The organism is Kaistia granuli DSM 23481, from assembly GCF_000380505.1.
Classification (GTDB): Bacteria; Pseudomonadota; Alphaproteobacteria; order Rhizobiales; family Kaistiaceae; genus Kaistia; species Kaistia granuli.
Genome location: NZ_AQYH01000008.1, coordinates 358895 through 384184 on the forward strand (window position 1 = coordinate 358895; position 25290 = coordinate 384184).

Genomic DNA, 25290 nt, shown 5'->3' on the forward strand with positions numbered 1-25290 from the left:
CTACTGTGAAATCCCGAGGTGGAGATTTTGCAGCATGGCGAAGCTCGTCTTTGGAATGAACCTCTCGCTGGACGGCTATGTCGACCACGAAAAAATGTCGACAGGCCCCGAACTCTTTCGTCACTGGATCGAGCTGGTGAGCGGCCTGACGGGCAGCATATACGGCCGCCGCATCTACGAGATCATGAGCTATTGGGACGAGGACCGGCCCGAATGGAGCGCGGAAGAGCGCGAGTTCGCGACAGCTTGGCGGCGGCAGCCGAAATGGGTCGTGTCGCGCTCGCTGACGTCGGTCGGCCCCAACGCCACGCTGGTCGCGGACGACGTCGAGGCGGTGGTCCGTGACCTGAAGGCGCGGCTCGCGGGCGAGATCGACGTCGCCGGGCCGGTGCTCGCGGCTAGCCTGGCCGAGCTCGGTCTGGTCGATGAGTATCGCCTCTACTTCCACCCCGTCGTGCTCGGCGGCGGCCGGCCGTTCTTCGCCGGCCCGAGGCCGCCGCTCCGCCTGGTTGCCTCCGATCGCCTCGGCGAGGACGTGATCCGGTTGACCTACGTTCCCGCCTAATCGCGGCGGGCTTCCGTCGTCGCGGAGACGCCGGCGCGTGTTTGGAAGAACGCGCGCCGGCCAAGTTCGTCGGCTTCCCCTAGAACGCCAGCTGCACCTTCATGGCGCGGCGACGGTCGCCGGCGGTCTCGAAGGCTTCGCGCGCATCCTCGATGCCGAAGCTGCCGGTCAGCAACGGTCGCAGGTCGACCTTGCGCTCGTCGATCAGCTTGACCGCCAGCGGGAACTCGTCGTGGAAGCGGAACGAGCCGGTGAGCGCGATCTCCTTGGCGACGACGACATTCTGCGGCAGGGAGAGTTCGCCGCCGAGACCCACCTGGACGATGGTGCCGCGCGGCCGGACCACATCGAGGCCGGAGCGCAGCGCCCGCTCATTGCCGGAACATTCGAACATCACGCCGAAGCTGCCCTTGTCGACGGCGAAGGCCGCGAGCGCTTCCGGTTCGCGCGCCATGTTGATGGTGCGATCCGCGCCCAGTTCGCGGGCGAATGCCAGCGGCTCGTCGACGACGTCGGTGACGACGATCTCGGCGGCGCCATGGAAACGGGCGGCCGCCACCGTCAGCGCGCCGATCGGGCCGCATCCCGTCACCAGCACGCGCTTGCCGAGCAGCGACGGCGCCCGCGACAGCGCATGCAGCGTCACGGCGAAGGGCTCCGCCATCGCCAGTTCGGCGACCGTGGCGTTGCCGCCCTTCTCGCACTGGGTCTCCATGCAGACGAGCTCCTGCCGGAACGCGCCCTGGATATGTGGCATCGGCATGGCGCTGCCGTAGAAGCGCATGTTCAGGCACTGGTTCGGCAGGCCCTCGTAGCAATAGCGGCAGGCGCGGCAGGGGCGCGACGGGTTGACGGCGACGCGGTCGCCCGGCTTGACGCTGGTGACATCCGCCGCCACGGCGGAAACGGTGCCGGCGACCTCGTGGCCGAGGATCATCGGCTCGCGCAGCTTCACCGTGCCGAAACCGCCATGCTGGTAGTAATGCAAATCGGAGCCGCAGATGCCGCCTGCCTCGATGCGGACGGTGACCTCGCCCGGTCCCATCGCTCCGACTTCCCGCTCCTCGACCCGCAGATCATGGGCCGCATGAATGACGACGGCACGCATCAGTCTCTCTCCCCACTTGATTTTGTTAGCGATATCACGATTTGCCGGCAGTGCAAGACGACCTGGCCGCCTCGCCGGTCCCCGCCGTTACGGCTCGTCCGCCCCGGCATCGGCCGGACCGGTATCGACATGCCACCATCCGGGCTTGCGATCGTCGAAGGCGTGCCGCCTCGGCCGCAGGGCGGCCTGGTCCGCCTCGTCGAAACCGCCAATCAGTAGTTCGATCGTCGGCGCATCGTCGATGGCGCCGATCGAGCTGCCGCATTTCTGACAGAACGCACGGCGGGTCGTGTCCGACGACCGGAAGGTGGACGGCTCTTGGCCCGGCCCCGTCCAGCATACGCCGTCGCGCGGGAATTCGACCCAGACGGTGGTCGGCGCCCCCGAAAACCGCTGGCACTGCCGGCAGGAGCATGTATGCGGATCGTTGGCCGGCCCGATCGCTTCATAGCGGATCCAGCCGCAAAGACACCCGCCGCCATAGACTGTTTCCGTCACTGCTGGTTTCCGCTCCGCTTCGAGATGCATGCCGGCCCTGCGCGGTGGCTCACCGCCGGATCCGACTAGGACCCGTGTTGTACCGCCGGGCGGACGGAACACCAGCCCGACCCGCCATGGGCGCCTGGCCATCCGCTTGACATGGCCATTGTTATCGATAGCAAATTCGTCGCGACAATTGCCGATAGACTATCCATTCCAAGGCTAAGCCTATCCATTCAGGGAGTGAGCGCGTGAATCTGTTCGATCTCAGCGGGCGACTGGCCCTCGTCACCGGCGCCAGCAAGGGCATTGGCTTCGCCGTTGCCGACGCTCTTGCCTCCGCCGGCGCCCGCATCGTGCTCAACGGCCGCGACGAGGCCAGGCTGGAAACCGCGCGTGCAGCGCTCGCGGGCCGGGGCTACGACGTCGCTACCGCCGCCTTCGACGTCACCGACCCCGACGCGGTGACCGCCGGCATCGAGACGATCGAAACCGAGATCGGGCCGATCGACATCCTCGTCAACAATGCCGGCATGCAGCACCGGACCCCGCTGCAGGACTTCCCGCTCGAAGCCTGGCGCAAGATCACCGCCACCAACATCGACAGCGTCTATCTGGTCGGTCAGGCCGTCGGCCGCCGCATGATCCCGCGCGGCCGCGGCAAGATCATCAATATTGGCTCGGTGCAGAGCGAGATGGCGCGTCCGGGCATCGCCCCCTACACGGCGACCAAGGGCGCGGTGAAGATGCTGACCAAGGGCATGGCGACGGACTGGGCCCGCTACGGCATCCAGGTCAACGGTATCGGACCCGGCTATTTCAAGACCGAGCTGAACGCGGCCCTGGTCGCCGACGAGACCTTCTCGGCCTGGCTTTCCAACCGCACGCCGGCCGGCCGCTGGGGCAACGTCCAGGAACTCGCCGGCGCGGCGATCTTCCTCGCCTCCGACGCCTCCAGCTTCGTCAACGGCCACATTCTCTATGTCGACGGCGGCATCACAGCCAGCCTCTGACGCCCCTGCCGAAGAGGAAGGCGGCCCGCCAGGCCGCCTTCCCTGCCCCATAGCAAGACCAGACTTCCCGGACCCTCCCCCGTCTCCCGCCTGCATTGCATCTGACGCTTCGTCAGCAGCGCTTGACACGACGTCAACTGTTATCGATAACAAGAACAACTGGCCAAAGAGCCGGATGGGAACGATAGCGGTGCCACCCGCATCCGGGAGGATGAAAGCATGGCCGACGGGGGAATCCTCCGCTTCGACGATGTCGCCAAGGCATTTGGCGGCACGCGGGCGCTGAAGGGCGTCAGCTTCGACGTGGCACGCGGCGAGGTCGTGGCGCTGCTCGGTGAAAACGGCGCCGGCAAGTCGACGCTGATCAAGATCCTCGGCGGCATCTTCCGGGCCGATAGCGGTCACGTCACGATCGGCGGCGAGCCCTATCGCCATCGCGCCCGGGCGCGCGGCGAACGGCAGAAAGTCGCCTTCATCCACCAGGATCTTGGCCTCGTTGAATGGATGACGGTCGCCGAGAACATGGGCCTCGCCCAGGGCTTTTCCGGCCGCGGCGGCGCGCGCGGCCTGATCGACTGGAAATCGACCGAACAGCGGGCCGCGACGGCACTGGAACTGGTCGGCTGCGACATCGATCCGACGACCCGCGTGCACAGCCTGAGCCGCACCGAGAAATCGCTGGTTGCCATCGCCCGCGCGCTAGTGGTCGATTGCGACTTCCTCGTCCTCGACGAGCCGACGGCCAGCCTTCCGGCCGACGAGGTGGAACGCCTGTTCGAGGCGATCCGCCGGCTGCGCGCCCGTGGCGTCGGCATGATCTATGTCTCGCACCGTCTCGACGAGATCTTCCGCATCGCCGACCGCGTCGTCGTCATGCGCGACGGCCTCAAGGTGGGCGAGAAGCCGGTCTCCGAGACGACGCCGGACGAGCTGGTCAGCCTGATCGTCGGTTCGACGACGCTGGAGCTGTTCCAGAAGGCCGAGCTCGCCTCCGGCAAGGTCCGCGTCGAGATCCGGGATCTGGAGACGCCGTCCGCCGGACCGGTCTCCTTCAACGTCCGCCAGGGCGAACTGCTTGGCCTGGTCGGCCTGCGCGGCGCCGGGCAGGAAGAGATCGGCCGCGCCCTGTTCGGCGCCGCGCCGCATCGCGGTTCGGTCAGGATCGACGGCGCCGCGCCGGACCTCGCCTCGCCCCGCTCGGCGCTCGCATCGGGCATCGGGCTGGTGGCGCGCGACCGGACCGAGGAATCCGTCGCCTTCTCGCTCAGTGTCCGCGAGAACGCCTATCTCAATCCAGCCGCCATCGGACGCGGCCTGTTTTCCTATCTGTCGCCGCGCGCCGAAGCGCGTCAGGCGATCACGCTCGGCGCCTCGGTCGGCCTTCGCCCGAACGATCCCGACCTGCCGATCGAAGGCCTTTCCGGCGGCAACCAGCAGAAGGTCGTCGTCGGCCGCTGGCTCGCCACCAACCGGCGGCTGCTGATCGCCGAGGATCCGACGGCCGGCGTCGATGTCGGCGCCAAGGCCGAGATCTACCGGCTGATCGCTCAGGCGCTGGAGCACGGCCTCGCGGTCGTCGTCGTCTCCACCGACTTCGAGGAGATCGCCCATATCTGCCACCGGGCGCTCGTCTTCAACCGGGGCAAGATCATCGCCGAACTCTCCGGCCCCGCCCTCACCACCGAATCCGTGATCACCGCGGCCTCCGCGTCGGAAGCAGCCTAGGAAGCGCCCATGTCGATGAATTCCGTCCGCTCCGATGCGCTGGAGCCGACCCGCAGCGAATTGAAGAACGCCTCGCTCGGCGAGCGCATCCGCCGGCGCATTCCCGTCTACGGCCTGCCGATTCTGCTGGTCCTGCTGATCATCCTGTTCTCGCTGATCTTGCCGAACACGTTCCCGACCATGCTGAACGTGCGCTCGATCATCTCCGACAAGGCAATCATCGCCCTGCTGTCGCTTGCCGCGATGATCCCGATGGCCGCCGGCAAGATCGACCTGACGGTCGGCTACGGCATCGTGCTCTGGCACATCCTGGCCATCAGCCTGCAGACCATGGCCGGCATTCCCTGGCCCTTCGCCGTGCTGATCGTCATCGTGCTCGGCGCCTGCGTCGGCCTCCTGAATGGCCTGCTCGTCGAGGTCGCCCGCATCGATAGCTTCATCGCCACGCTCGGCACCGGCACCGTGCTCTACGCCATCGCGCTCTGGCACACGGGGGGCCGGCAGGTGGTGGCGCAGCTGCCGCAAGGCTTCCTGTCCCTAAACGGCACCATGGTGTTCGGCCTGCCGATCACCGGCTTCTACGTCATCGGACTCGCCATCGTGCTGTGGCTGATCCTCGAGCACCTGCCGATTGGCCGCTATCTCTACGCCATCGGCGCCAATCCGAAGGCCGCCGCCCTGAACGGCATCCCCGTCCAGCGCTACACGATGGGCGCCTTCATCGCCTCGGGCGCCCTGACGGCCGTCGCCGGCGTGCTGCTCGCCTCGAAGCTCCGCATCGGTCAGGCCAGCGTCGGCCTCGAATATCTGCTCCCGGCGCTGGTCGGCGCCTTCCTCGGCTCGACGACGATCAAGCCCGGCCGCGTCAATGTCTGGGGCACGCTCGTCGGCGTGGCGATCCTGGCGGTCGGCATCGCCGGCATCCAGCAGTTCGGCGGCTCGTTCTGGGTCGAGCCGATGTTCAACGGCGTCACGCTTCTGGTCGCCATCGGTATCGCCGGCTACGCCCAGCGCCGCCGCGGCGCCAGCAGCAGCAAGCAGTTCAAGAAGGCGGGCACATGAGAGACCCGTCACAACTCGGAGGGACGTTCATGAAATCACGCAATCTGCTCCTCGCGGCGGCCAGCGCCGTCGCGCTGCTGGCCATGCCGGTCATCGCGCATGCCGATGCCTTCGTCGACGAGGCCAAGGCGATCGTCGCCAAGGCCTCCGGCCGCGCCGACAAGTGGGACGGCCCGACCACCGGCCCGAAGGCGGCCGGCAAGAAGACAATCGTCTATGTCGCCGGCGACATGCGCAATGGCGGCATCCTGGGCGTTGCCCAGGGCGCCAAGGAAGCCGCCGAAGCCATTGGCTGGGATTATCGCGAGATCGACGGCCAGGGCACCGTTTCCGGCCAGGCCACGGCGCTCTCCCAGGCCATCGCGCTGAAGCCCGACGCCATCATCGTCGGCGGCAGCGACGCGGTCGAGCAGAAGGCCGGCCTTGAAGGCGCCGCCAAGGAGGGCATCCTGATGGTCGGCTGGCACTCCGGCCCCGTCCCCGGCCCGCTCGAAGGCACGCCGATCTTCGCCAACGTCACGACAGACGCGATGGAAGTCGCCAAGGTCGCGGCGATGAAGGCGGTTGCCGATTCCGACGGCAAGGCCGGTGTTGTCGTCTTCGCCGACTCGACCTATGCAATCGCCATCGCCAAGGGCCGCGCCATGGAAGAGTGGATCAAGAAGTGCGCCGGCTGCACGGTGGTCTCGTTCCAGGACACGCCGCTCGCCGACGTCTCGACCCGCATCCCGCAGCTCACCACGACTCTGCTGCAGCAGAACGGCGCCAAGTGGACCCATTCACTGGCGATCAACGACCTCTATTACGACTTCATGCCGCCGGCGCTGCAGGCCGCCGGCATCGCCGGCGACGGCGACCCGCAGAACATCTCAGCCGGTGACGGCTCGGAATCGGCCTTCCAGCGCATCCGCGCCAAGGACCACCAGGCTGCGACCGTGCCGGAGCCGCTCGCCATGCAGGGCTGGCAGCTCGTCGACGAGCTGAACCGCGCCTTCGCCGGCGAGAAGTGGTCCGGCTACGTGCCGGGCGTGCATCTCGTGACGCCCGACAACATCGCCTTCGACGGCGGCCCGAAGAACATCTTCGACCCCGACAACGGCTACCGCGATGCCTACAAGAAGATCTGGGGCGTCAACTGATCGCTCCCTGACCTCTCGTCCGGCGGCCGCCTCAAGCGGCCGCCGGCTCGATCCGCGGCCACTGGCGCCCGCAGGAAACGATCCCGTCCGATCTGGTGATCCGCCGCATCCGGCTCTGGTGCCGCGCTGGCGGCTGGAGTAACGACGGCGCCTCGATGGCCCAGTTCGCGTGACGACAACCGGCCGACTTCGCACTTCACCGGACGCGGCAGAAACCCGCGCCCAGGGCCTTGGGTAGTGAAAATGGCGACCGTCCCCCCCGGAAAACCGCCGAAGAGCCAGCCGACGATGGCCGACGTCGCCGAGCGCGCCGGCGTCTCGACGATGACGGTCTCGCGCGCCCTGAAGAAGGGCAGCCCGATCTCCGACGAAACGCGCCGGCGGATCATGGCGGCGGTCGACGAGCTCGGCTATGTGCTCGACCAGACGGCAGGAACCTTGTCGTCGAAGCGCTCCGGCTTCATCGCGACCCTGATCCCCTCCGTGAACAATTCGAACTTCTCCGACACGGTGCGCGGCATCACCGAGGCGATCGAAGGCAGCGGATTGCAGCTCCTGCTCGGCCATACCGACTATCTGGTCGAAAAGGAGGAAACGCTGCTGGAATCGATGCTGACCCGGCGACCGGAAGGCATCATCCTGACCGGCGGATCGCACAGCCCTCGCTGCCGGCGGCTGCTCGATGCGATCGGCATCCCGGTGATCGAGACCTGGGACCTGCCGGAAAAGCCGGTCGAGCACGTCGTCGGCTTCTCCAACGCGGCGGCGATCCGCGCCCTCGTGCACGACCTCCACGCGCGCGGCTATCGCCGGATCGGGTTCATCGGCGGTACCAGCAATCGCGATACGCGCGGCGCCGACCGGCGGCTCGGCTACAGCCAGGCGATCGAGGAACTCGGCCTGCCGCAGGCCCGCATCATCTCGTTCGGCAGCCCGCCGATCTCGATGGCGCAAGGGGCCGAGGCCATCGTCCAGCTGGTCACGCAATGGCCCGAGGTCGACGCGGCGATCTGCGTCTCGGATCTCTCCGCCTTCGGTGCGCTGATGGAATGCCACCGGCGCGGCTGGGCGGTACCGGGACGGATCGCCATCGCCGGCTTCGGCGATTTCGAGGTATCGCGATGCACCCATCCGCGGCTGACGACGGTCGCGGTCGACGCCTTCGAGATCGGGCGGACAGCGGGAAGCCTGCTGTTGCAGGCGATCGAGGCGCGGCGCGGCGGCCAGGTGATCCCGCCGGAAACGCGGATCATGCCGTTTCGCGTGCTGCAGCGCGAAAGCACGTGACCGGGCCGAAGCCCGGTCACGCAATCGAGGTCCCAGCCCGACAGGCCAGCTCCAACCTCCCGAACGAGGCCAGGACCTCAATGCCGTCGAGGTCAATCCATGTGGAAGACTTCGGGAAGCGGGATCATGACGGGCGTGCCGTCGGGGTGGGTGTCCATGATGTCGCCCATATGGGCGAACCATTTCTGCATCAGCGGCTGCGTGTTCAGCTCGTCGGCGCGCGCGCCGTCGGCTATGTGGTTGATCGCGAACAGGATGTTCGTCTCCTCGTCGAGGAAGATCGTGTAGTCGCGGGCGCCGTGCTGGGCGAGCAGTTCGCGCAGCTCCGGCCAGATCTCGTCATGGCGCTTCTTGTATTCGGCGCCGCAGCCGGGCTTCATCCGCATCTTGAAACCGATCCGCTTCATGTCGTTCCTCTCCCTTGAAACGGGCTGATGCCAGCCCTGTCTTGTCGACGGCCGCGATCAGTCGAAGATCGCCCCCGGGTTCATCAGATTGGCAGGGTCGAGACCCGACTTGATCGTGCGAAGAAGCGCCAGCTGCGTCGGCGAAGCCCGGTCCGCGAAGGCATGATGCTTCCGGCGGCCGATGCCGTGCTCGGCGCTGATCGAACCGTCGAAGCGATCGACCACCGCGAAAATGGCGGCCTCGCTGGCCTCGATCATCGTTCGGCGCGCCTCGCCGGCGAGATCGTCCGGCGGCACGACGACGAAGTGCAGGTTGCCATCACCGATATGGCCATAGGTCAGAACGATGCCGTTCTCGGCCGTCGTGGCCAGCACTGCCTCGACCTCGACGATGAAGGCGGCGACACGCGAGATCGGCACCGACACATCGGTGCGCAGATGCGTGCCGCGTTTCACCTGCGCCTCGACGACCGCCTCGCGGATGGCCCAGATCTTCTGCGCCTGCGTCGCGCTGGAAGCGCGAACGCCGTCGAGGATCATGCCCTCCTCCAGCGCATATTCGAGGAACCCGCCGACCAGCGCCTCGAGATCGAGCGGACCGCTCGATGCTGCCTCCAGCAACACGTAGAACGGCGACGGCGTCGCCAGCGGATTGACGATATCCGGCATGCTCATCGCCATGGCCACGCTCTTGTCCGAGATCAGCTCGAAGGCGGAGAGCAGGTCGGCGAGTTGGCGGCGCGCGGCGGCGAACAGACGGACGGCCGCCTCGGCGGATTCGACCGCCAGGAACATCGTCTCGACCTGGGAGGGTTTTGGAAACAGCTTCAGCGTCGCCGCCGTGACGATGCCGAGCGTGCCCTCCGAGCCGAGGAAGAGCTGCTTCAGGTCGTAGCCGGTATTGTCCTTGCGCAGCTTCTTGAGGCCGTTCCAGACGCGGCCGTCCGGCAGCACCACCTCCAGCCCCAGCACCAGGTCGCGCATCATGCCGTAGCGCAGCACGTTGATGCCGCCGGCATTGGTGGCGACATTGCCGCCGATCTGGCAGCTGCCCTTGGCGCCGAGCGACAGCGGGAAGAGCAGATCCTCCGCCTCGACGGCCTGATGCAGCGCTTCCAGCACGCAGCCGGCCTCGACGACGACGCTGAAATTCAGATCGTCGATCTCGCGGATGCGGTTCATCCGCTCCAGGCTGACTAGCACATGCCCGCCGTCGATCCGGGCCGCGGCCGCCTCGACCAGACCGGTATGACCGCCCTGCGGGACGATGGGGAGGCCGTTCGCCGCGCAATAGCGCACCAGCTCGACGACCTCATCGACAGTGCGGGGCCGGGCGATGAAGGACGGATTGCCGTCCGCCTCGCCCGACCAGTCGCGGATATAGTGGGAGCCGGGATCGATATCCCGAATGAGGATCGTCTCGTCCAGCTTGGCCTCGGCCTTGCCCATTTCATGCATTCCTTCGGGGGGATCAGTTTTCAGACGAACGAACGCCCGAGACAGGCATCTTCGAACCGCTCGGCGAGATTTTCGGCCGCGCGGTAGCTGAGGGCGGCGATTGTGCTGGTCGGATTGACGGCGGCGCCCGTGACCATGACCGAGCCGTCGATCACGAACAGGTTGGGGCAGTCCCAGGCCTGGTGCCACTGGTTGACGACCGAGCTCTTGGGATCATCGCCCATCCGCGCCGTGCCATAGAGATGCCAGGCGTTCGGAACGTAGTTTCCGTCCGCATCGCGAAAATCGTTGACCTTCATCTCGAAGGCGCCGAGCGCCCGGCCGAGCTCCTTGGCCCGCTCGATGCCGAACTCGATCAACCGGCGGTCATTGGCGCAGAGCTTGTAGTCGATCTTGGCCCCGGGCAGGCCGGAGCTGTCCCGAAGCTCGTCAGACAGGGTCACACGGTTTTCCGCCTGCGGGAGGTCGTCGCCATAGACGAGCACGGACAGACCGTGGCTGAAATGGCGGCGGAACCAATCATGGTGCCCACGTCCCCAGGGTGCGCGATTGCCGGAATTGCTGCCGAGCGACTGAATGCCGGCGCCGAGTTGGCGCACCAGATGCAGCGTCGTGCCGTTGACGAAGCCTCGCGAGGCGTCCGTCTCGGCGAATTCCGCCGAGATCAGCGTCGCGCCGACGGTACCCATGTGGTTCTCGGTCGGCTCGTCCAGCCACATCTCGACGAAGGCGAGCACGTGGTGCATCAGATTGCGACCGACCTGGTCCGACGAATTGGCGAGCCCGTTCGGATGCGCCTCAGAGTCCGACATGAGCAGAACGCGGGGCGTGCCAATGCCGTTGCCGGCCAGCACGACGACCTTCGCCGCCTGGAACCGCCGCTCGCCGCTAGCGCGGTCGATATAGGTCGCGCCGGTCGCCTCGCCGTCCGCATCCGTCTCGATGCGGGCGACGCGGGCATTGGTGCGCAGTTCGACGCCGGCTGCGAGCGCGCGCGGCCAGTGGGTGACATGCATGCCGGCCAGCGCCCCGGTCGGGCAGCTCGCAAGGCAGTAGCCGCAATTGTTGCAGGCGTTGCGGCCGAGATAGTCCTCGGCGAGGATCGCCGTCGGCATCGGCCACCAGTGCCAGCCGAGTTCGTCGAAGCCGCGCGCCGCATGACGGGACATCTCCCCGCGCGGACAGGGCGCCGTCTGGAACGGGCCGCGTTCCGGCATGGAGGGATCGCCGAGGAAGCCGCCGACGCCGCAATCGACGTCGGAGCGGTCGTAGAACTCGGCGAGATCCTCATAGGTAATCGGCCAATCCGGCGCGAGGCCGTGCTCAGTGCCCTTGCGGAAATCCGAGGGGCGGAAGCGCGGCCAGGTGGCGGTGTAGAGGTTGGTCGAGCCGCCGACGCCGTTCCACATCAGCGATTTCTCGTCGCGCGTATCGAGCGGATAGTCATTGGCGCGACGGCGCTCGTTCGGGAACAGAGCCCAGTCCGAAAAGCGGCGATATTCCCAGCCGGGATCGCCATGCGGATGATCGTCGACCCAGTCGCCTTGCTCCAGGCAGACGACCTTGAGGCCCTTCTCGGCGAGGATCATCGAAGTGATGGCGCCGCCGACGCCGGAGCCGATGACGACGACATCGACCGGCTCGTTGCTATGCTCCGTCGCGCTCATCCGACCCGCTCCATCAGATCGCCAAGGCCTTCCGTCGACACACGCGCGACAGCGTCTGTCGCGACGAAATGGCCGCGCCGATGCACCGGCGCCTCCATCGGATCGGCCGGATCGAACGGCGACATGACGTAGCCGCCCGGCTGCGGCGCGTCGGGATATTGCATCCCCATGCGCCGGATCGCCGCCTTCACGGACGCGGCGCCGTAGTAGGAGAGGTAGAGGACGACGCAGACCGCCTGCACGTCGGACGGCTTCGCCGTCTCGTGCGCGACGAGCCGGGCGACCCGCTCGCCTTCGTCCGCGCCGGCGAAGGGCGCGCCGTCGCGATCGAGGGCTTCGCGCAGGCCGGCGAGGAAGGCCGGCCCCTGCATCTCTTTGGCGCGCGCCGCGACCAGCGCCGCGACGCCCGCTTCCGAGGCGCTCGGAAAATCCCCGTCGCCGGGGATCATCGTGTCGATCAGGGCGATGACGAAGGCCGCGTCATCGGTGGTGTCGATGGCGCACATGCCTACCTCCGCGACGCGATGTACTTCTGCAGGGCGTCAAGCAGCACGGCGGTGATGATGATCACGCCGGTTGCAAAATCCTGCCAGAAGATGTCGATCCGCGAGAGGTTCAGGAAATTGCGGATCAGGACGATGATGACGACGCCGATGATCGTCCGCAGCACGTTGCCCTGGCCGCCATAGAGGCTGGTGCCGCCGATGACGACGGCGGCGATGACCTCGAATTCGAGGCCGCGGCCGGAATCCGCCTGGCTGGCGCCGACGCGGGAAAGCAGCAGCAGGCCGGCCAGCGATGCCGTCAGGCCGACGATCATCATGCAGGCGATCTTCACCCGCGCGACGCGGATGCCGGACAGCATCGCGACGGTACTGTTCGCACCGACGGCGTAGACCTTCTTGCCGAAGGCGGTGCGCGTCAGGAGGATCCAGACCAGCGCGTAGACGAGGATGGCGATCAGGAAGGGCAGCGGAATGTTGAGATATTCGAACGCGCCCGTCTCGGTGAAGCCGAGCACGTCGAGCAGCTTGCCCTGGCCGATGATCTTGAACTCGGCCGGGACGCCGGCGATCACCATGCCACCGGTGACGACGAAGGCGAGGCTTCGCGCCATCATCGACGTGCCCAACGTGACGATAAATGATGGTATCTTGAACTGAGTGACGATGAAGCCGTTCAAAATGCCGAAGGCCGGGCCGATCAGGATGCCGGCGACGAGGCCGGCGGTGATGCCATAGTTCACCATCAGATAGGCGGCGGTGGTCGAGGTCAGCGCCACGATGGCGCCGACGGAGATGTCGAGCTCGCCGGCGATCATCACCACCGTCATGCCGGCGGCGACGATCAAAATCACCGACATCTGCGCCATCAGGTTGCTGATGTTGATCCACGTCATGAAGCGCGGCGAAAGATAGGACAGCACGATGATCAGCAGTGCCAAAACGGCGAGCGACTGGATCAGGCCGTAGGACCGCCGCAGCGTGTCCATCCAATTGTTCTGGCCCGGGGCGGGCTTGACGACAGCATCACTCATGGATTTCAGCTCCCGCTGATCGAGGCCGCCAGAACAGCCTCTCTGTTGATGTCGGTTCCGGCGTATTCGCGGATCAGCGCGCCCCGGTAGAGGATGAGGACGCGGTCGCACATGTCGACGATCTCATCGATTTCGGTGGTGACCAGGATGACGCCGACGCCCTGCGCCGTCAGATCGCGGATGATCGCCTTGATCTCCGCCTTGGCGCCGAGATCGATGCCGATGGTCGGCTCGTCGAGGATCAGCACCTTCGGCCCGGTCTCGAGCCAGCGCGCCATCAGCACCTTCTGCTGATTGCCGCCGGAGAGCTGCCGGATGGTGGCATTCGGCCCCGAGGTTCGGACGTTCAGGCGGCGGATGCCGGCTTCCGTCACCTCGCGGCGCTGCTTCTCATCCAGGAAGCCCGATCCCTTGGAGAACCGGTCGAGGATCGGCAGCGTCATGTTGTCGATCAGCGAGAAATCCGGCAGCACGCCCTCGCGCAGGCGGTCGCTGGTCAAAAGCGCGATGCGGTGCGACAGCGACTGGTGCGGGTTGTCGAGACGAACCTCGCGGCCCTCCAGCCGGAAACGGCCGCCGTCGCGGCGAATATCGGTCGAGCCGAAGATCGCCTTGGCGAGATCGCTGGCGCCGGAACCTGTCAGGCCGGTGACGCCGAGCACCTCGCCCTTGCGCAGGGTGAAGCCGACATCGCGCAGCTTGCCCGGCGCTGACAGACCCGCGACCTCGAACAGCGGCTCGTCGGCGATCTGGCGGCGTGCGTGCGACCCGGTCGCCTTGGCGGCGGCCGCCTCCGATCCCAGCATCGCCCCGACAACCACGTCGAGCGTCGTCGTCTCGCGCGGCAGATGCGCCGCGTTCTGGCCGTCGCGCAGCACGGTGATGTCGTCGCAGACCTGGAAGATCTCCGACATGTAGTGGGAAATGAACACGATGCCGACGCCCTGCTCGGCGAGCGAGCGGATCATGTCGAGGACGACGCGGACCTCGGTCTGGTTCAGCGACGAGGTCGGCTCGTCCATGATCAGGATGCGCGCGTCGCGGTTCACCGCCTTGATGATCTGGATCATCTTGCGGGCATCGTTCGGCAGCGTCTGCACCAGCGCATCGGGCGAGACGTCGAGATGATATTTCGCCAGCAGGTCGGCGACGCGCTTGCGGCCGTCCTTGCGACGCAGCAGCCCACCCTTCGTCAGCTCGTTGTTGAGCAGGATGTTGTCGGTGACCGACAGCGACGGAATCAGGTTGATGTCCTGATGGATGGTGACGATGCGCCGGGCGAGCGCGTCGTTCGCATCGGCGAGCCGCAACTCCTCGCCGTCGAGACGGATCGAGCCTTCGTCCTGGCGATGGATGCCGGCGATGATGCGCGTCAGCGTGCTCTTGCCGGCGCCGTTTTCGCCGACGAGACCATGAATACCGCCGCGCCGGATGGCGAAGTCGACCCCGCGCAACGCGCGGACGCCGCCGAACGACTTGACGATGCCGCTACATTGCAGAATTGGCGCTTCCGCCCCGCTCATGGCTGCTCCCCGCTCATGGCTATTCCCTGGGCAGGGCGCCGCGCGGGCGCCCTGCGAGTTCAATGGTCGATAGGTTCGGGAAGCGGGCGTTACTTGCCGCCGGTGACCTGCGGGTCGTTGGCGAAGTCGGCGGCCGTCTCCTTCGACAGGATCAGCGGCTCGATCTGCATGTCCTTCAGGACCTCGCCGCCGGTCAGCGACGCCACCATGTTGTTCATGCCGGCATAGCCCATCTCAAACGGCTTCTGGACGACGAGGCCGAGCAGCTTGCCGTCCTTGACCATGCCGTAGGAGATCGGATCGAGATCGAAGGCGACGAGCTTGACGCTGTCGGCCTTGTTGAGCGTCTCCAGCGCCGAGGCGGCGCCCTGGCCGCCGACCTGGTTCATGAAGAACACGCCGGCGACGTCCGGAATGGAGGTCAGCGTGTCTTCCATCAGGCGACGGGCATTCTCGAGGCTCAGCGTGTAGATCTTGCGCGGCTCGACAGTGAGGCCAAGCTTGGCCGCCTCTTCCTCGAAGCCGCGACGGCGCTCCTGGCCGGCCGTGCTGTTCGGCAGGTGATCGAAGGTGATGACCTTAGCGCCGGCCGGCACGTTCTTCGCCATCAGCTGCGCCGCCAGCGCGCCGCCCTTGTAGTTGTCGGTGATGTTGAAGTGGACGTAGTCGCCCTTCTCGATGCCGATATCAGTGATCGCGACCGGGATCTTGCCCTTGTTGTAGAGGTTCACGATCGGATCGCCGACGACGATGCTGTCGCCCGGGAAAATCAGCAGGCCATCGACGCCGCGCGCATAGAGATCCTCGAGATCGGCGACCTGCTTGTTGACGTCGGTGTCACCGGCATTGGTCACGATCATGTCGACCGCGACGCCCTTGTCGGCCCATTCCTTGACGGCCTTCTCGGCGCCGGCGGCCTGCGCCAGCAGGAAGGGGTTGGTGCCCCACATCTGCGAGTAGCCGATCGTGAATTTCTTCTCTTCGGCGAAGCTGGGGCCGGACGAGATCACGGCAGTCAGGGCCGACAAAGCGAGCGCGTATTTGAACGCGGAACGGCGATTCAACATCGGTTTCTTCCTCCACAAAGCTAGCGATCGCTGCCGGCACCAAAGTCCCCACCGGGCGGCTAGTGATATCTCAGATATTTCAAAATTGACGGAGAGGCAATCCCTGACTAGGGATGTTGTTGCGGCTCGGATGAGGATGCATCGGAGCGGGCCGGGCGACGACGGTTCCGATTGGAGCGCCGGCGTCGGGCGGGACCAGCGCGCAGCCGCGCCGGTTTCGGGCGGCGGAAGGAAGCGGACGGTTGAGGATAAAGATGCAGCGACCTCACGCGCGATGCGCGCAGGCTTTCGGCAAGCGCCGCCTTGTGCCATGCCCATCTTCGATGGTCGAAATATTCACCGTCCAACCGATTGCCGGATCCGAACTCGGCAACGTCTCGTCCACCAGGGGAGCCCCCGTCCCATGACCGCCCACCAGCTCGACCGACCGAAATCGCTGACCGCAATGGCTTTCGAACGCCTGCTCGAAAGCATCACCCAGGGCGAGATCGCCTATGGCAGCATGCTGAGCGAGAAGGCCGTCGCCGAAACCTTCGGCACCAGCAAGACGCCGATCCGCGAAGCCTTCTTCCAGCTGCAATCGCTGGGCCTCGTCGAGATCCAGCCGCAGAAGGGCTGCTTCGTCCCCTACCCTACGCTCGAGCAGGTGCGCGAACTCTGCGAACTGCGCGTCGAACTGGAATGCTATGCGCTCCGCCTCTCGATGGAACGCGGTCCGAAGAAGCTGCTGAAGGCCGTCACCAGGACCTTCGAGCAGATGGAGGACATGCGCGACCAGTATCAGCACGAGACCTATCACCGGCTCGACCAGGATTTTCACAAGGCGTTCTTCGCGGCTTGCGGCAATGCCCTGCTCGGCGAGGTCTATGGCTCGATCGATCCGCGCATCCAGGCGCTGCGCGCCAATTTCTCTTCTCCCAACGAGACCCTGTTCGACATCTCGAAGAGCGAGCACGCGGCGATCGTCCAGGCGATCGCGCAGGACGATCTCGCCAGCGCTACCAACACCATCCGCAATCACATCACCCGGGTGCGCGACATCTATTCGGTCGGCATCAGCAAGCTGAAGCAATCGGACCCGACACTGGCGGCCCACTAGGCGGCTAGCCGGTCGCGCCCACCGACCAAGGCCCAACCGTAGCGCTCGCGGATATCAGAGCGATCCACGAGGTGTCCCACGGCCCCTCACCAGAAGTCCTTGTGGTCCTTCAGGATCTCGTCTTCGAGTTCCGGGAACGGGCCACGGACCTCGATCTGGCGCCGTCCGGCAGCGAACACCTGGCGACAGCTCAGATCGATGGTGAGGTTGCGCGGGTTGTCTCCGGTGAGTTTGACCAACTGCTTTTCACTCAAACCGAAGACAACGGTGCCGATGCCGGCCCAGTACGAAGCGCCCGAGCACATGCAGCACGGCTCGACCGAGGTCACCAACATGCACCCCGCTAGAAATGCCGGCTCGTATCGCAGCGCGGCCGCGCGGGCGACATTCGATTCGGCGTGGCCAACGCCGCGATCCCGCGCATAGGTGTTGCCCGAGGAAAACAACACGTCGCCCTCCGGCCCGACCAGGAGCGCCCCGAAGGGATGACTGCCGCTGGCCCGACTTTCCGCGGCAAGCTTCATGGTGAGACGCAGGTATTCGGCATCGCTTCGCATGGCCGCCTCCTTGGGATGCCCATTCGAAACTGTACGCGCGGGCCCGTCGCCCGGATCTATACTGCCGGCGCGCTTTGAAGCCGTCCAGTCAGGCGCATCCCGTCGCGATAGGCCGTGTTCGGGAAGCGTGCTATGGCGTCGACAGCCTCGAACAGCGAGCCGAGATGACTGCGGAATCGAAGAGCCCCACCGATGCCGGCCTCACCCGACTGAGGCGGCGCCTTCACTACCTGTACCACAGCAGGGCGCGGCGGGCCCGGATCTTCCAGGCTTGCGTCATCATCATCGACCTCGCGATCATCGCCTTCTTCATCGCGACACCTGTGCTGCGCGACGCCTCGGCCTTTCTCTGGCTGGACTATGCGGTGGCGATCATCCTGCTGATCGACATCGTCGCCCGCGGCCTGTCGGAACCACATCTGCGCGCCTGGCTGAAGCAGCCGACCGTCATCGTCGACATCTTCATCCTGGTGACGCTGCTTTTCCCCCATTCCCTGGCCAATCTCGGCTTCCTGCGCATTCTGCGTCTCTGGTCGCTGTCGCGCAGCGGGCAGCTCTGGCGACCGATCCGCTCCAACCGCTTTGCGCGCTGGGAACAGCCGCTCAGCGCAGCGCTCAACCTGCTGACCTTCCTGCTAGTCGCCACCGGCTTCATTTATACATTCTTCTTCCGGCATAACCCCGGCGCCACCGGCTATATCGATGCGTTCTACTTCACGGTGACCACCGTCACGACGACGGGCTTCGGCGACATCACGCTGCCGGGCCCGTGGGGCAAGCTGACCTCGATCGTCACCATGATCTGCGGCATCTCGCTGTTCGTCCGCCTGGCGCAGGCGATCGTCCGCCCGAGCAAGGTCTTCCACCCCTGCCCGCGCTGCGCCCTGCAGTGGCACGACCAGGACGCGGTCCATTGCAAGGCCTGCGGCGAGATCCTCGCCATTCCCGACGATGGCGCCTAGCGCGCAAGCTGGCCTGGCGAAGCGCGACGCTCATGGGCGAGCTGGCGCTGTTCCCGTTTTGTGCTAGAATTTCGGAATGAGCACCCAAGGCATCGTCCTGTTCGAAACCGCCATCGGTCCGTGTGGAATCACCTGGGGCGAACGCGGCATCACCGGCCTGCATCTGCCCGAGGCGGATGCCGACGCGACGCGGGCGGAGCTCGGCCGCCGCTTCCCCGAAGCGACGGCGATCGATCCGCCCGGCTTCGTCACCGAGGCGATCGCGGCGATCGTCGCCCTGCTCGAAGGCGCGGACGACGACCTGACGAGCATTCCGCTCGACCCCGACCACATTCCGCCCTTCAACCAGCGCGTCTACGACGTGGCGCGACGCATTCCTCCCGGCGAGACCATGACCTATGGCGAGATCGCCGCGGCGATCGGCGAACCGGGCGCCGCCCGCGCCGTCGGCAGGGCGTTGGGCGAAAACCCGTATCCGATCATCATCCCGTGCCACCGCGTGCTCGCGGCCGGCGGCAAGGTCGGCGGCTTCTCCGGCAGCGGCGGCATCGGCACCAAGCGGCGGATCCTCGCCATCGAGAGCCGCGCCAGGCTCGATGAACTGCCGCTGTTCGGCGGCGGCTGAGCGCCGCCGCCCGGAGGGCGCTAGCGCCAGTTGAACTGCGGCTTGTAGCCGAGCACCCGTTTCGCCTTCTCGATCGACAGCAGCGATTCGTTCGGCCCGATCGGGCGTTTGCGGGCGACGCCCGGAAACGCCTCGTCGAGCATCGAATCATTCGACCGGCTCATGACGCCGTCATCATTGGCGATGACGAAGACGTCCGCGCCCTTCAGCGGCGATTCGAGCGCCAACCGGCACGACTGCGCCGCGTCGCGTACGTCGATATAAGCCCAGAGGTTCCAGATCCGCGCCTTGATGTCGGCGTCGAAGGCGGGGAACTCGGCATAGCGCTCCGGCGCGATGACGTTCGAGAAGCGCAGGCCGAAGATCTTCATCTCCGGATCCCAGCGGCAGAACTCCTTGGCCATTTCCTCCGAAAGGAACTTCGACAGAGAATAGGCGGTCTCCGGTCGGCCGCGATATTCTTCGTCGACCGGCACATAGGGGGGCGGCGTGTCGAACGGGATGCCGAGTACCGTCTCGCTCGAGGCCCAGACGACGTTGCGGATGCCAAGCACGCGCGCCGCCTCGAAGACATTGTAGGTCGAGACCATGTTGGTCTCGAAGATCACATGGTTGGGCGCGAGGCCAGGCGCCGGAATGGCGGCGAGATGGACGATGCCGGTTACCTTCGACACCCGCTCGTCAATGGCCGAGAGGGCGGCGATCGCCTGGCCGTAATCCGTCAGATCGGCGCGGCTGAAACGGACGCCCTGACCCGGTGGCTGCGGCGCCATGTCGATCGACGTGACGTCATAGCCGTGCTCGACCAGGTCCCTGACCACCGCGCGGCCGGCCAGCCCGCTTCCACCCGTGACAACGATCATGCTTTCCTCCCGACATGCTATAAGAACCGGACGGGCGCGCCGCCTCCGCAGGGCGGCTGAGCCTGAATGCCTGTCCATTCATCCGACCATAGCACCGGCTCCCGGCGCTTCAATGCCGCGGCGGCAGGTGTTGCAGACCTATCCTCTGAGCGCATTTGCCACGAAGCCAAGCAAGCGCGTTGCCGCTATCGCATGGATCGCTTCGAGGCCGGCATGATCCGGCCAGAGCCGATGGTGAAACAAGAGATGTCCGCCGCCGGGATCGGCGCACTGCACGGAGATGAAGTGATGAACGGTCAACGCGCGCTCCTCGTCGTCGCCGGCCTCGCCGGCATGCTCGGGGTCGCCATGGCCGCCGCCGGGGCCCATGTGCCGGGCGGCGAAAGGCTGGCGACCGCCGGCAACATGGCGATGGCGCAGGCGCCGGCCCTGCTGGCGCTCGGCTTCTTCGTGCCGGCATCGGCGCTGCTGATGACGATATCGGCCTGGGCGATTGCGCTCGGCCTGATCGGCTTCGCCGGCGCGCTCGCCTTCCACACGCTGACCGGCAGCCCCGCCCTCGCCTCCATCGCCCCGATCGGCGGCACCACGATGATGATCGGCTGGCTGGGCGTCGCCATCTCCGCGCTTATCCAGAAGAAGCGCTAGGGACCATCGGGGCTGGCCTTTCCGGTCGGTCTCGTCTATCGATGCGCCATCTCAAAAACCGCTAGAAGACCAAGCCATGGACCGCCCCATCGGACCCGTCGATCGCCGCCGGACCTTCGCCATCATCTCGCACCCCGACGCGGGCAAGACGACGCTGACCGAAAAGCTGCTGCTGATGGGCGGCGCGATCCAGCTCGCCGGCGAGGTCAAGGGCAAGCGCGACCGCCGCCAGACCCGTTCCGACTGGATGGGCATCGAGCGCGAGCGGGGCATCTCGGTCGTCACCTCGGTGATGACATTCGAATATGGCGAGACCATCTTCAACCTGCTCGACACGCCGGGCCATGAAGACTTCTCGGAAGACACCTACCGCACACTGACCGCCGTCGATTCGGCCGTCATGGTGATCGACGCCGCCAAGGGCATCGAAGACCGCACGCGAAAGCTGTTCGAGGTCTGCCGCCTGCGCGACATCCCGATCGTCACCTTCATCAACAAGCTCGACCGCGAGACGCGCGATCCGTTCGACCTGCTCGACGAGATCGAGAAGACGCTGGCGCTCGATACGGTGCCGATGACCTGGCCGATCGGCCGCGGCCGCGAATTCGCCGGCACCTACGACATCGTCGCCCGCACCATCCGCCGCATCGATACCGACAATTCCGTCATCCCGGTCAGTGGTCCCGAAGATCCGCAGATCGACGCGCTGACGACCGCCAGCGCCGTCGCCAGCTTCCGCGAGGAGATGGAGCTGATCGAGGGCGCCGGCAACGGCTTCGATATGGACAGCTTCCGCCAGGGCCATCTGACGCCGGTCTATTTCGGCTCGGCGCTGCGCAATTTCGGCGTGCACGACCTGATCGATGCCATGGCCGCCTACGCCCCGTCGCCGCGGCCGCAGCAGGCCGAGGGCCGAATGGTCGAGCCGACCGAGCCGAAGATGTCCGGCTTCGTGTTCAAGATCCAGGCGAACATGGATCCGAACCATCGCGATCGCATCGCCTTCCTGCGCGTCTGCTCGGGCAAGCTGCAGCGCGGCATGAAGGCGAAGCTGGTGCGCACCGGCAAGCCGATCCCGCTGTCGAGCCCGCAGTTCTTCTTCGCGCAGGATCGCCTGCTCGCCGACGAGGCCTATGCCGGCGACGTGGTCGGCATCCCGAACCACGGCACGCTCCGCATCGGCGACACACTGACCGAGGGCGAAAACCTCGTCTTCCACGGCGTGCCGAGTTTCGCGCCGGAAATCATGCGCCGCATCCGGCTGCAGGATCCGATGAAGGCGAAGAAGCTGAAGGAAGCCCTGCAGCAGATGGCCGAGGAAGGCGTCGTCCAGGTCTTCGTGCCGCATGACGGCTCGCCGGCAATCATCGGCGTCGTCGGCGCACTGCAGCTCGACGTGCTGAAGGAGCGCATGCAGGTGGAATACAGCCTGCCGATCGACTTCGAGCATTCGCGCTTCCAGGTCTGCCGCTGGGTGACCTCGACCGACAAGGTCGCGCTCGAAACCTTCATCGACCGCCACCGCTCGTCGATGGCGTCGGATCTGGACGGCGCGCCCGTTTTCATGGCGCCCTCCGCCTTCGAGCTGCGCTACGACCTCGAGCGCTCGCCGGCCATCGTCGCCAGCGAGATCAAGGATTACCAGCGCGAGAAGGCAGCCTAGCCTCCGGGGCTGGTCGCGCGCGGACGTCGGGCGCAGACTGAGCCCCGGGTCGCAATTCCTGCGTCCACGCGGCGGAGCGGTCGATGCCGGTCGACACGGAGAGGCTGAAACAGATCTTCCTCGCGCTTCCCGAGATGCGCGAGGGCGTCACCCACGGCACGCTGTCCTTCTATCTGGGCAAGAGGTTCCTGGGCCGCCTGCAGGACGACGGCACGACCTTCGCCCTGAAGATCGACATCGGCGACCGCGACATGCTGATCGCGGTCGAGCCGGACATCTTCTTCACCAACGACCATTTCCGCGGCTATGCTTATGTCCTCATCCGCCTGCCCCGGATCGACGCCGACCGGCTGGCGCCACTGGTCGAACGATCCTGGCGCCAGTCCGCGCCGAAGCGGCTGGCGGCGGCGTTCGACCGGGAGCGCAACTGAGCGTCGCCCGTCGTCTTCCTTGCACTTCGTCATGGAATCGACGGATTGCGCCGTTCATAGTCCCCCCAATCGATTCCGGACCGTCTGCGACACCGGACCCTGACATTTCCGGCCGCGCCCGGCCGCTCCCCTCGGAGGTTTTCATGCGCAAAGCTGGCTTGCAGCTCGCGACATTCTTCGCCCTCACCGTCTCGGCGCTTCCCGCCTTTGCCGCCTCCTGCAAGGACGCCTCCGGCTTCCCGGCCTGGCTTCAGAGCTTCAAGCAGGAAGCCGCCCAGAAGGGACACTCCTCGCAGGCGATCGCCGCGCTGGACGGCCTCTCCTACGCGCCCGATGTCGTCGCCAAGGATCGCGCCCAGAACGTCTTCTCGCAGAGCTTCCTGGAATTCTCCGACCGCATGGTCGCCAAGTACCGGATGCAGAAGGGCGCGCAGCTGATCAAGCAGAACGCCAAGCTGTTCGACCGCATCCAGAAGGACTACGGCGTGCCCGCCGCGGTTCTGGTCGGGTTCTGGGGCCTCGAGACGGATTTCGGCGCCAATCTCGGCGACATGCCGACGCTTCGCTCGCTGGCGACGCTCGCCTATGACTGCCGCCGCCCGCAACTCTTCCACGACCAGCTGATGGCGGCGCTGACCGTCATCGATCGCGGCGACCTGACAGCCGCCCAGATGAAGGGCCCCTGGGCCGGCGAGCTCGGCCAGGTGCAGTTCCTCGCCACGCACTACCGCGACTTCGCCGTCGACTATGACGGCGACGGACGCCGCGACCTGATCAAGAGCACGCCGGACGTGCTCGCCTCCGCCGCCAATCTGCTGGTCCATGAAGGCTGGCAGCGCAACCAGCCCTGGCTGACCGAAGTCCGCGTTCCGGCCAATCTCGACTGGTCGCAGGCCGACCTGCAGATCCAGCATCCGGTCTCGACCTGGAAGAAGATGGGCGTCTCCGTCGCGCCGGGCTCGAAGCTGCCGGAAGCCGACATGAAGGCGTCGCTGCTGCTGCCGATGGGCCGCAACGGCCCCGCCTTCCTCGCCTACCAGAACTACCGGGTCTATCTGGAATGGAACCAGTCGTTCATCTACGCCACCACCGCCGCCTATTACGCGACCCGCCTCGCCGGCGCGCCGCCGGTCGGGCGCGGCAATGGCGCCGTCCAGCTTCCCTACAAGGAAGTGGTCGAGCTGCAGAAGCTGCTCGCCAAGCGCGGGCATGATGTCGGCAAGGCCGACGGCATGATCGGCGCCGGCACCCGCGCCGCCGTCAAGGCGATGCAGATCGAGCTCGGCATGCCGGCCGATTCCTATCCCGACGCCGCGCTGCTGCAGCGCCTGCGCGCCGGAAGCTAACGCGATCAAGCCGGACGGGATACCGTCCGGCTTTTTCCTTCGGGGCGGTCGGCGGATCGAATATCCCTGGACCGCTCATGGCCCGCGCCTCGAATCGGCCAGTCGAACGCGAGTGCCTCGAACCGCGTCTCGCTTCACGTCTTCTTGCGACGGAAAGGCAAGAAAATCCGGCATCGCGGAAAACCTTGGAGCCTCATTCCTTCGTTGCCGAAAAGCTCTGTCCTATTCTTGGGGAAACGCCACCGACAGAGCAAAGACATGTCCCGATTGATCATCCCCGGCTGGCAGGGATCCGGCGCTGGCCATTGGCAGCGCCGCTGGCTCGATGTCGATGCCGATGCGCGCTTCGTCGAGCAGGACGACTGGTTTGCGCCGGACCTCGAAGCCTGGCTGGTCCGGCTCGACGCCGCGGTCCGCCGCGTGCGGCAACCGACCCTGGTCGCCCACAGCCTCGGCGTCATCCTCGTCGCGCATTATGCCAGCCTCTATCCGCGGGCGCCGATCGCCGGCGCGCTGCTGGTGGCGCCCGCCGATGTCGACAACCTGCCGGCGGATCATCCGCTGGCGGATTTCGGCTCCGTGCCGCTGAAGCGCCTGCCCTTCCCGTCCATCCTGGCCCTGAGCCGGAACGATCCGTATGTGTCGGTCGAGCGTGGAAGGCTGTTCGCCGCGCACTGGGGCTCGGAATTGCACGATCTGGGCACGGCCGGTCACGTCAACACGGAAAGCGGGCACGGCAAATGGGCCGACGGCTTCCGCCTCGCCGCCCGCCTCGGCAACCGCGCCGTCAAGGCCGCCGCCTGAGCGCGGGCCCCGGCCGGTCTCGCCCGGGCGAGCCGGCCTGCCATCGTCGGGTAACATGCGGACAGAACCCGACTGCGAGGCCGAATTAGTTCGCTACCCGCCGAATACCCGGCGCATCCCCTTGTCGCGGCTTCGTTTCCCCGCCTGGTCGATGCATTGAGCCCACCGCCTTCGAAGCCTAGGATGGTGCAGACTCCTGTTGAGTCGTCGCGCCGCCCGGCGCGCATTGCGTGGTTTGCCATAGGCTCAATCGC

Annotated in this window: 25 protein-coding genes; 14 read left to right on the plus strand and 11 right to left on the minus strand. The window is 66.4% G+C overall.

All coding sequences use genetic code 11. The features are described 5' to 3' along the window. The first annotated feature begins 34 nt into the window (after positions 1-34). Positions 35-565: a dihydrofolate reductase family protein gene (locus tag G342_RS0114090; protein ID WP_018183802.1), complete on the plus strand. Its 531-nt coding sequence runs from the start codon at positions 35-37 to the stop codon at positions 563-565. Positions 566-644: 79 nt separating this feature from the next. Here the strand turns inward: G342_RS0114090 and G342_RS0114095 are convergent, their stop codons facing one another. Both G342_RS0114095 and G342_RS0114100 read right to left on the minus strand, forming a co-directional pair. After that, positions 645-1673 carry an L-idonate 5-dehydrogenase gene (locus G342_RS0114095; protein ID WP_018183803.1) on the minus strand — a complete coding sequence of 343 codons (1029 nt, stop codon included), beginning with the start codon at positions 1671-1673 and terminating at the stop codon, positions 645-647. Between the two features lie 87 nt (positions 1674-1760). After that, the gene (locus G342_RS0114100) at positions 1761-2171 is read right to left on the minus strand and encodes a GFA family protein (protein WP_018183804.1); all 411 of its coding nucleotides are present in this window, start codon (positions 2169-2171) and stop codon (positions 1761-1763) included. Between the two features lie 233 nt (positions 2172-2404). Between G342_RS0114100 and G342_RS0114105 the strand changes: the two genes are divergently transcribed. The 5 genes from G342_RS0114105 (at position 2405) to G342_RS0114125 (ending at position 8379) form a co-directional block, all read left to right on the plus strand. Next, positions 2405-3166, plus strand: a complete 762-nt coding sequence (locus G342_RS0114105; RefSeq protein ID WP_018183805.1) for an SDR family oxidoreductase — start codon at positions 2405-2407, stop codon at positions 3164-3166. A 219-nt stretch (positions 3167-3385) separates the two neighbouring features. Continuing rightward, the gene (locus tag G342_RS0114110) at positions 3386-4891 is read left to right on the plus strand and encodes a sugar ABC transporter ATP-binding protein (RefSeq protein ID WP_018183806.1); all 1506 of its coding nucleotides are present in this window, start codon (positions 3386-3388) and stop codon (positions 4889-4891) included. Positions 4892-4906: 15 nt separating this feature from the next. Continuing rightward, positions 4907-5953, plus strand: a complete 1047-nt coding sequence (locus G342_RS0114115; RefSeq protein WP_026304437.1) for an ABC transporter permease — start codon at positions 4907-4909, stop codon at positions 5951-5953. A gap of 29 nt (positions 5954-5982) precedes the next feature. Then, entirely contained in the window at positions 5983-7092 is a 1110-nt protein-coding gene (locus tag G342_RS0114120; protein ID WP_018183808.1) for a substrate-binding domain-containing protein, read from the plus strand. Between the two features lie 288 nt (positions 7093-7380). Next, complete coding sequence (locus G342_RS0114125) at positions 7381-8379, plus strand: LacI family DNA-binding transcriptional regulator (RefSeq protein WP_018183809.1); 999 nt, start codon at positions 7381-7383, stop codon at positions 8377-8379. Positions 8380-8471: 92 nt separating this feature from the next. On the opposite strand, the gene rhaM is transcribed toward G342_RS0114125, so the two are convergent. The 7 genes from rhaM to G342_RS0114160 form a co-directional block, all read right to left on the minus strand. Continuing rightward, complete coding sequence (gene rhaM, locus G342_RS0114130) at positions 8472-8786, minus strand: L-rhamnose mutarotase (protein ID WP_018183810.1); 315 nt, start codon at positions 8784-8786, stop codon at positions 8472-8474. A gap of 57 nt (positions 8787-8843) precedes the next feature. Beyond that, entirely contained in the window at positions 8844-10235 is a 1392-nt protein-coding gene (locus G342_RS0114135) for an FAD-binding oxidoreductase (RefSeq protein ID WP_018183811.1), read from the minus strand. A 29-nt stretch (positions 10236-10264) separates the two neighbouring features. Next, entirely contained in the window at positions 10265-11911 is a 1647-nt protein-coding gene (locus tag G342_RS0114140; protein WP_018183812.1) for a GMC family oxidoreductase, read from the minus strand. Beyond that, positions 11908-12417 carry a gluconate 2-dehydrogenase subunit 3 family protein gene (locus G342_RS0114145; protein WP_018183813.1) on the minus strand — a complete coding sequence of 170 codons (510 nt, stop codon included), beginning with the start codon at positions 12415-12417 and terminating at the stop codon, positions 11908-11910. The genes G342_RS0114140 and G342_RS0114145 overlap by 4 nt, the downstream gene beginning before the upstream one ends. 2 nt (positions 12418-12419) lie before the next feature. Continuing rightward, positions 12420-13448: an ABC transporter permease gene (locus tag G342_RS0114150; RefSeq protein WP_018183814.1), complete on the minus strand. Its 1029-nt coding sequence runs from the start codon at positions 13446-13448 to the stop codon at positions 12420-12422. Positions 13449-13453: 5 nt separating this feature from the next. Then, positions 13454-14971 carry a sugar ABC transporter ATP-binding protein gene (locus G342_RS0114155; RefSeq protein ID WP_018183815.1) on the minus strand — a complete coding sequence of 506 codons (1518 nt, stop codon included), beginning with the start codon at positions 14969-14971 and terminating at the stop codon, positions 13454-13456. Between the two features lie 89 nt (positions 14972-15060). Then, positions 15061-16038, minus strand: coding sequence for a substrate-binding domain-containing protein (locus G342_RS0114160; RefSeq protein ID WP_018183816.1), 978 nt, complete (start codon positions 16036-16038; stop codon positions 15061-15063). A gap of 403 nt (positions 16039-16441) precedes the next feature. Between G342_RS0114160 and G342_RS26270 the strand changes: the two genes are divergently transcribed. Next, positions 16442-17137, plus strand: coding sequence for a GntR family transcriptional regulator (locus G342_RS26270; protein WP_018183817.1), 696 nt, complete (start codon positions 16442-16444; stop codon positions 17135-17137). Between the two features lie 86 nt (positions 17138-17223). Here the strand turns inward: G342_RS26270 and G342_RS0114170 are convergent, their stop codons facing one another. Next, the gene (locus G342_RS0114170) at positions 17224-17694 is read right to left on the minus strand and encodes a nucleoside deaminase (RefSeq protein ID WP_018183818.1); all 471 of its coding nucleotides are present in this window, start codon (positions 17692-17694) and stop codon (positions 17224-17226) included. Between the two features lie 164 nt (positions 17695-17858). On the opposite strand from G342_RS0114170, the gene G342_RS0114175 reads away from it, so the two are divergent. Together G342_RS0114175 and G342_RS0114180 are read left to right on the plus strand one after the other, a co-directional pair. Next, positions 17859-18656 carry an ion channel gene (locus G342_RS0114175; protein ID WP_018183819.1) on the plus strand — a complete coding sequence of 266 codons (798 nt, stop codon included), beginning with the start codon at positions 17859-17861 and terminating at the stop codon, positions 18654-18656. Between the two features lie 76 nt (positions 18657-18732). Further along, on the plus strand, positions 18733-19281 hold the full coding sequence (locus G342_RS0114180; protein WP_018183820.1) for a methylated-DNA--[protein]-cysteine S-methyltransferase: 549 nt from the start codon (positions 18733-18735) through the stop codon (positions 19279-19281). 20 nt (positions 19282-19301) lie between these two features. Here the strand turns inward: G342_RS0114180 and G342_RS0114185 are convergent, their stop codons facing one another. Continuing rightward, complete coding sequence (locus G342_RS0114185; protein ID WP_018183821.1) at positions 19302-20144, minus strand: NAD-dependent epimerase/dehydratase family protein; 843 nt, start codon at positions 20142-20144, stop codon at positions 19302-19304. Positions 20145-20432: 288 nt separating this feature from the next. Here G342_RS0114185 and G342_RS26275 point away from each other — a divergent pair, with 288 nt between their 5' ends. The 5 genes from G342_RS26275 (at position 20433) to G342_RS0114210 (ending at position 25036) form a co-directional block, all read left to right on the plus strand. Next, positions 20433-20792, plus strand: a complete 360-nt coding sequence (locus tag G342_RS26275) for a DUF423 domain-containing protein (protein ID WP_026304438.1) — start codon at positions 20433-20435, stop codon at positions 20790-20792. A gap of 76 nt (positions 20793-20868) precedes the next feature. Next, positions 20869-22455 carry a peptide chain release factor 3 gene (locus tag G342_RS0114195; protein ID WP_018183823.1) on the plus strand — a complete coding sequence of 529 codons (1587 nt, stop codon included), beginning with the start codon at positions 20869-20871 and terminating at the stop codon, positions 22453-22455. An 83-nt stretch (positions 22456-22538) separates the two neighbouring features. Further along, the gene (locus G342_RS0114200; RefSeq protein ID WP_018183824.1) at positions 22539-22886 is read left to right on the plus strand and encodes an MmcQ/YjbR family DNA-binding protein; all 348 of its coding nucleotides are present in this window, start codon (positions 22539-22541) and stop codon (positions 22884-22886) included. A 143-nt stretch (positions 22887-23029) separates the two neighbouring features. Then, on the plus strand, positions 23030-24232 hold the full coding sequence (locus G342_RS0114205) for a lytic murein transglycosylase (protein WP_018183825.1): 1203 nt from the start codon (positions 23030-23032) through the stop codon (positions 24230-24232). 258 nt (positions 24233-24490) lie between these two features. Beyond that, positions 24491-25036, plus strand: a complete 546-nt coding sequence (locus G342_RS0114210; RefSeq protein ID WP_026304439.1) for an RBBP9/YdeN family alpha/beta hydrolase — start codon at positions 24491-24493, stop codon at positions 25034-25036. Positions 25037-25290: the final 254 nt, after the last annotated feature.

Bases quoted from the DNA above. Each gene is read 5' to 3' on its own strand.
- G342_RS0114090 (WP_018183802.1), top strand. From the start codon at position 35: ATGGCGAAGCTCGTCTTTGGAATGAACCTCTCGCTGGACGGCTATGTC.
- G342_RS0114095 (WP_018183803.1), bottom strand. From the start codon at position 1,673: ATGCGTGCCGTCGTCATTCATGCGGCCCATGATCTGCGGGTCGAGGAG.
- G342_RS0114110 (WP_018183806.1), top strand. From the start codon at position 3,386: ATGGCCGACGGGGGAATCCTCCGCTTCGACGATGTCGCCAAGGCATTT.
- G342_RS0114115 (WP_026304437.1), top strand. From the start codon at position 4,907: ATGAATTCCGTCCGCTCCGATGCGCTGGAGCCGACCCGCAGCGAATTG.
- G342_RS0114120 (WP_018183808.1), top strand. From the start codon at position 5,983: ATGAAATCACGCAATCTGCTCCTCGCGGCGGCCAGCGCCGTCGCGCTG.
- G342_RS0114125 (WP_018183809.1), top strand. From the start codon at position 7,381: ATGGCCGACGTCGCCGAGCGCGCCGGCGTCTCGACGATGACGGTCTCG.
- rhaM (WP_018183810.1), bottom strand. From the start codon at position 8,786: ATGAAGCGGATCGGTTTCAAGATGCGGATGAAGCCCGGCTGCGGCGCC.
- G342_RS0114135 (WP_018183811.1), bottom strand. From the start codon at position 10,235: ATGGGCAAGGCCGAGGCCAAGCTGGACGAGACGATCCTCATTCGGGAT.
- G342_RS0114140 (WP_018183812.1), bottom strand. From the start codon at position 11,911: ATGAGCGCGACGGAGCATAGCAACGAGCCGGTCGATGTCGTCGTCATC.
- G342_RS0114145 (WP_018183813.1), bottom strand. From the start codon at position 12,417: ATGTGCGCCATCGACACCACCGATGACGCGGCCTTCGTCATCGCCCTG.
- G342_RS0114150 (WP_018183814.1), bottom strand. From the start codon at position 13,448: ATGAGTGATGCTGTCGTCAAGCCCGCCCCGGGCCAGAACAATTGGATG.
- G342_RS0114155 (WP_018183815.1), bottom strand. From the start codon at position 14,971: ATGAGCGGGGCGGAAGCGCCAATTCTGCAATGTAGCGGCATCGTCAAG.
- G342_RS0114160 (WP_018183816.1), bottom strand. From the start codon at position 16,038: ATGTTGAATCGCCGTTCCGCGTTCAAATACGCGCTCGCTTTGTCGGCC.
- G342_RS26270 (WP_018183817.1), top strand. From the start codon at position 16,442: ATGACCGCCCACCAGCTCGACCGACCGAAATCGCTGACCGCAATGGCT.
- G342_RS0114170 (WP_018183818.1), bottom strand. From the start codon at position 17,694: ATGCGAAGCGATGCCGAATACCTGCGTCTCACCATGAAGCTTGCCGCG.
- G342_RS0114175 (WP_018183819.1), top strand. From the start codon at position 17,859: ATGACTGCGGAATCGAAGAGCCCCACCGATGCCGGCCTCACCCGACTG.
- G342_RS0114180 (WP_018183820.1), top strand. From the start codon at position 18,733: ATGAGCACCCAAGGCATCGTCCTGTTCGAAACCGCCATCGGTCCGTGT.
- G342_RS0114185 (WP_018183821.1), bottom strand. From the start codon at position 20,144: ATGATCGTTGTCACGGGTGGAAGCGGGCTGGCCGGCCGCGCGGTGGTC.
- G342_RS26275 (WP_026304438.1), top strand. From the start codon at position 20,433: ATGAACGGTCAACGCGCGCTCCTCGTCGTCGCCGGCCTCGCCGGCATG.
- G342_RS0114195 (WP_018183823.1), top strand. From the start codon at position 20,869: ATGGACCGCCCCATCGGACCCGTCGATCGCCGCCGGACCTTCGCCATC.
- G342_RS0114200 (WP_018183824.1), top strand. From the start codon at position 22,539: ATGCCGGTCGACACGGAGAGGCTGAAACAGATCTTCCTCGCGCTTCCC.
- G342_RS0114205 (WP_018183825.1), top strand. From the start codon at position 23,030: ATGCGCAAAGCTGGCTTGCAGCTCGCGACATTCTTCGCCCTCACCGTC.
- G342_RS0114210 (WP_026304439.1), top strand. From the start codon at position 24,491: ATGTCCCGATTGATCATCCCCGGCTGGCAGGGATCCGGCGCTGGCCAT.